This window comes from Hyphomonas sp., assembly GCF_040882205.1.
In the GTDB taxonomy this organism is placed as follows: Bacteria; Pseudomonadota; Alphaproteobacteria; order Caulobacterales; family Hyphomonadaceae; genus Hyphomonas.
Map to the genome: position 1 here is coordinate 1 of NZ_JBBEBT010000187.1, position 3834 is coordinate 3834.

4 protein-coding genes are annotated in these 3834 nt (G+C 61.9%); 1 reads left to right on the forward strand and 3 read right to left on the reverse strand.

All coding sequences use genetic code 11. From position 1 onward, the window contains the following. The 3 genes from WEA77_RS07585 to rpsO all read right to left on the reverse strand — a co-directional run. Positions 1 to 476 (reverse strand): uridine kinase (locus WEA77_RS07585; protein WP_368067261.1); only part of this gene is annotated, 476 nt, incomplete at its 3' end. A gap of 95 nt (positions 477 to 571) precedes the next feature. Further along, positions 572 to 2701 (reverse strand): polyribonucleotide nucleotidyltransferase, encoded by a 2130-nt coding sequence (pnp, locus tag WEA77_RS07590; RefSeq protein WP_368067262.1) that lies wholly within the window; start codon positions 2699 to 2701, stop codon positions 572 to 574. A 66-nt stretch (positions 2702 to 2767) separates the two neighbouring features. Further along, a complete protein-coding gene (rpsO, locus tag WEA77_RS07595; protein ID WP_368067263.1) occupies positions 2768 to 3037 on the reverse strand; it encodes a 30S ribosomal protein S15 in 270 nt (89 codons plus the stop codon). Positions 3038 to 3281: 244 nt separating this feature from the next. Here rpsO and WEA77_RS07600 point away from each other — a divergent pair, with 244 nt between their 5' ends. Beyond that, positions 3282 to 3746 (forward strand): DUF2721 domain-containing protein, encoded by a 465-nt coding sequence (locus WEA77_RS07600; RefSeq protein WP_368067264.1) that lies wholly within the window; start codon positions 3282 to 3284, stop codon positions 3744 to 3746. The last annotated feature ends 88 nt before the right edge of the window (positions 3747 to 3834 follow it).

A 3834-nucleotide genomic window follows, 5' to 3' on the forward strand; every position in this document is an offset into this window, starting at 1 on the left:
CGCTCGATCACGTCGCGCCGGATGCGGCGGGCGAGGCGCAGATCGTCCGGCGTGTCGACATAGACCGAAAGGTCGATGAAGTTGCGGATCTTCGGCATCGACAGCGCATGGATGCCTTCAAGGATCAGCACCGGCGCCGAACCGATGCGGCGCGTCTTCTTCGAGCGGTCATGCAGTTCGTAATCATAGATCGGCTGCTCAATCGTCTCGCCCGCCTTCAGTGCGCGCAGGTCGGAGACGAGGTGGTCAACCTCCTTGGATTTCGGATCGTCATAATTGATGCCCGCGACGAGGGCGCGGCGTTCCTCTTCGCTCTTAAGAGCGCCGTAGAAATTCATCGGGTGATAATAGGCGTCCTCGCCGAACATAACCGCATTGCCGGGCCCCAGCCGCTCGAGCAGCGCCACCGCCAGCGTCGACTTGCCGGAGCCGGACCCGCCCGACATCGCGATCAGGAATGCTTTTTTCTTCGACATGACAACGCCCTTTTGCCCGCAGACAGGCTTTCCAACAAAAAGGGCCGCCCCACAAGGAGCGGCCCTTCCCTATTTGCATTGACGCAGAGGAGCGATTACTCGCCGGCGTCCGCGCCTTCGATTTCCTTACCGGTCTCCTGATCGACGACCTTCATCGACAGGCGGACCTTGCCGCGCTCGTCGAGGCCCATCAACTTAACCCAGACCTTGTCGCCTTCTTTGACCATCTCTTTCGGATGGCCGATGCGCTTGTTGGCCATCTGGGAGACGTGCACGAGGCCGTCCTTGGGACCGAAGAAGTTCACGAAGATGCCGAAGTCTTTCATCGAGACGACCTTGCCTTCGTAGACCTGGCCGATTTCGGCTTCCGCCGTGATGCCCCGGATCATCTTGATGGCAGCGTCGATCGACTTCCGGTCCATCGCCGAAATCTGGACGGTGCCGTCATCATCGATGTTCACCTTGGCGCCCGTCTCGTCGACGATGCCGCGGATGACCTTGCCGCCCGAGCCGATCACATCACGGATCTTGTCGGTCGGCACCTTGATGATTTCCATCTGCGGCGCGGTGTCGGCGAGCTTGCCGCGGGCGGAGGAGAGACCCTTCGCCATTTCGTCGAGGATGTGGTGACGCCCGCCTTTCGCCTGATCGAGGGCTTTGCCCATGATCTCGCGCGTGATGCCGGCCACCTTGATGTCCATCTGGAGGGAGGTGATGCCCTTCTCCGTACCGGCCACCTTGAAGTCCATGTCGCCGAGGTGGTCTTCGTCACCCAGGATGTCGGAGAGGACCGCGAAGTCCTTGCCTTCGAGGATTAGGCCCATCGCGATGCCGGACACCGGACGGGTGATCGGCACGCCGGCATCCATCATGGCGAGGGAGCAACCGCAGACCGTCGCCATCGAGGACGAGCCATTGGACTCGGTGATCTCCGAGACGAGACGGATCGTGTACGGAAAGTCTTCGTGCTTCGGCAAAACTGCCTGAAGGGCACGCCAGGCAAGCTTGCCATGACCGATCTCGCGGCGGCCCGCGCCGCCGAGGCGGCCTGTCTCCCCGACCGAGTAGGGTGGGAAGTTATAGTGCAGCATGAACTTCTCTTTGCGGGTGCCGTCCAGACCTTCGATGTATTGTTCGTCATCGGAGGTTCCGAGCGTGGTGACGCAGATCGCCTGCGTTTCGCCGCGCGTGAACAGGGCCGAGCCGTGCGTGCGGGGCAGGAAGCCTGCCTCGGCGAGGATCGGACGGATCTGGTCCAGCTTGCGGCCATCGATGCGCTCACCCGTTTTCAGGATGTCGCCGCGAACCACCGAGGCTTCGGCTTCTTTGAAGGCGGCCTTGAACAGGTCGGCCGACATTTCGCCCGGCGCGTCTTCAGTGCCGACGAGTTTCGCCTTTGCAGTATCGCGCGCGGCGCCGACTGCGCCGTAGCGCTCGGCCTTCGCGGTGATCTTGTAGGCTTTCGACAGGTCCTTGCCGACGATCTTCTCGATCGCTTTCACGGCAGCAGAATTGTCTTCGGCTTCAAACTCGAACGGCGCGTTGGCGGCTTTCTCGGCAAGTTGTATGATCGCATCGATCACTGGCTGCATCGCGTCATGGCCGGCGACAACGGCGCCGAGCATGATTTCTTCCGAAAGCTCATAAGCTTCCGATTCTACCATCATCACAGCGTCGGACGTGCCGGCGAGGACGAGGTCGAGTTCGGAATCTTCCAGTTCCGCGACGGTCGGGTTGATGACATACTGGCCGTTGATATAGCCGACGCGGCTTGCCGCGATCGGACCCATGAACGGGGCACCGGAGAGCACGAGGGCGGCCGAGGCGCCGATCATGCCCATCACATCGGCATCGTTCTCGAGGTCATACGAGAGAACGGTGATGATCACCTGGACTTCGTTCTTGAAGCCCTTGACGAACAGCGGGCGGATCGGTCGGTCGATAAGGCGCGAGGTCAGCGTCTCTTTCTCGGTCGGGCGGCCTTCACGCTTGAAAAAGCCTCCGGGAATGCGGCCAGCTGCGAAGTATTTTTCCTGGTAGTTGACGGTCAGGGGGAAGAAGTCCTGACCGGGCTTGGCCGACTTTGCGAAGACGGCGGTCGCGAGGAGCGTGGTGTCGCCATAGGTGACCATGACGGCGCCATCAGCCTGACGCGCCACATGGCCCGTCTCGATCGTGAGTGTGCGGCCGGCCCATTCCAGCGACACTGATTGCGTATTGAACATGTCTGTCTTTCTTTCACATACGAAAAGCCCGCCATGGCCCTATTGCCTGGCGGGCTTGTTTTGGACCTAGCGGCGGATGCCGAGTTCCGTGATGAGCTTCGTGTAACGAGCTTCATCCTTGCCCCGGACATAGTCCAGGAGCTTCCGGCGGGTGGCGACCATGGTCAGCAGGCCCCGGCGGGAGTGGTTGTCTTTCTTGTTGGCCTTGAAGTGGTCGGTCAGGCCATTGATGCGCGCCGTGAGGATCGCAACCTGGACTTCCGGCGAGCCCGTGTCACCCGGGTTGGTGGCGAACTTCTTGATCAGCTCTTGTTTGTGTTCAGCGGTAATCGACATCGGATAAGCCTTCTGGTTTCACGCCCGCGGGCGCTGGGTTCACTAGTCGCCTGAATTGGCGGGGTTTTTTGGAACGGGCCTGATCAGGTGGCCACAGCCGGGATGTCGTCCAGCAGGGTCAAGAGACAGTGCCTCCGCCCCAAAAACGGGCTTATGGCGCAAAAGGGCCGGATTGGGAAGGCCTCGGGATGTTTCCGGCGCCAAACAGGGTAAACTCCGGCAAGCGTCGCCCTGGACCCCCACCATGCCCGAAACTGCCCTCCCCTCCGACATCGCCCACATCATCCAGCTGGCCATAGCGCCGGTGTTCACGCTGGCCGGCATCGGCGCGCTGCTGAACGTGATGGCCAACCGCCTCGCTCGTGTGGTGGACCGCTGGCGCGCGCTGGAGGAAGGCCTCGCCGCCAATGACGATACGGCCCGCCGCATCCACCAGACCGAGCTCGGCGTGCTCGACCGGCGCATGGTGCACATTCACCGCGCCATCGGCCTCTGCACCCTGGCCGCGCTGATGATCTGCCTCGTGATCATCCTCCTGTTCACCGGCCAGCTGGTCGCGGTCCCGGTCGCCGCCGCCGTCTCGATCCTGTTCGTCGTCTCGATGCTGCTGCTCGTCGTCGCGCTCGTCTCCTTCTACATCGAGGTCCGCATCGCCAGCCGCATACTGCGCGTCACACGGGCGGTGCTGGACGCCGGGAAGATGGGCTGAGCAAAATCCCATCTCCCTTGGGGAGAAGGGCGCTCGAAGGCAGGAAATCGTATTCAATTTTCAGAGGGCGGGGATATGGGGCTAGCCC

Bases quoted from the DNA above. Each gene is read 5' to 3' on its own strand.
- WEA77_RS07600 (WP_368067264.1), top strand. From the start codon at position 3,282: ATGCCCGAAACTGCCCTCCCCTCCGACATCGCCCACATCATCCAGCTG.
- rpsO (WP_368067263.1), bottom strand. From the start codon at position 3,037: ATGTCGATTACCGCTGAACACAAACAAGAGCTGATCAAGAAGTTCGCC.
- pnp (WP_368067262.1), bottom strand. From the start codon at position 2,701: ATGTTCAATACGCAATCAGTGTCGCTGGAATGGGCCGGCCGCACACTC.